The organism is Sphingomonas abaci, from assembly GCF_014199625.1.
GTDB lineage: Bacteria > Pseudomonadota > Alphaproteobacteria > Sphingomonadales > Sphingomonadaceae > Sphingomonas > Sphingomonas abaci.
Window position 1 is genome coordinate 1 of sequence record NZ_JACHNY010000042.1, and the last position, 1055, is coordinate 1055.

Consider the following 1055-nt stretch of genomic DNA (forward strand, 5'->3'; position numbering starts at 1 on the left):
TCCGACCGTTCGAGAAACGGCCGGTACTCTGTCCCCGTCTTGACGACGGCGTGAGCCACGCGCGCCATCTTGGCGGTGAGCGCCGTCATCGCCTTGCGGCGACGGTCGGCATCGTCCGCGTGCCCGGCGATGTACCGTCCGAGCTTGTCGCGGAAGCTGTTGTCGCGCTGACGCGCGGCGACCTGGGCAGCCATCCAGAAAGTGCGGCGCAGGCGCGCGTTGCCGTACTTGGACAGCTTGGTGCGGCCTCGGAACGTGCCCGACTGACAGGTTGCGAGATCGAGGCCGCAAAACTTCAGGAACTGACGATGATGATTGAAGCGCCGCAGATCACCGGCCTCGGCCAGGATGGTCAGCGCGTTGATCGGACCGATGCCCGGAATGTTGCGCAGCAGCTGGTAGTCAACGTCATCGGCGAGCCGCGCATGGGCCAGCCGCTCGATCTCGTCACGCTGGTGGATGAGGCTGCGCCCCTGCGCGATGACCATGCGGAACATGGTGATGGCGGCCGAGTCCTCCGAGACCGGCAGCGCCGTCGAGGCGGATGCCGTCTCGTAGATGTCGTTGATGAGGCGTGCCTTGGAGACCTTGCGGCCGATGAGCGGCCATGCCGCAGCCGAGAATGCCTCGCGGTCCAGCGCCGTGATGGTGGCCGGTGTCGGAAACCGCTCGATGAGTGCGAGGAACCAGTCGGACCGGCTATTGCCTGCGAAGCGGGCGATCTCGGGGAAGTACAGCGGCAGGTAGTGGGTCAGGATCCGGTGCCAGGTCTGCGTTTTCATCCGGGAGATCGTCTCGTGGGTTTTCGACAGCTCCTGCAGGTCGTTGATCCCGGCCACCAGCGGGTCGACGTAACGCTGCGTCGCGCCGATCCGCAGCATATGCAGGATGACCTGCGCGTCCTTGGGGTCGTTCTTGTCCCAGCCGTTGTGCAGCGCCTCACGCGTTCGGGCGAGCGCAACCGACGAGATGAGGCGCAGCTCGAACCCCGCCGTCAGCAGCCGGTGTGCCAGCGTGCGATGGTAATTACCCGTCGCCTCGAACCCGACGATGAT

1 protein-coding gene is annotated in these 1055 nt (G+C 65.6%); it reads right to left on the minus strand.

Going from position 1 to position 1055, the window contains the following annotated elements:
• Nucleotides 1–1055 (minus strand): IS110 family RNA-guided transposase (locus GGQ96_RS21100; RefSeq protein ID WP_184117196.1); only part of this gene is annotated, 1055 nt, incomplete at both ends.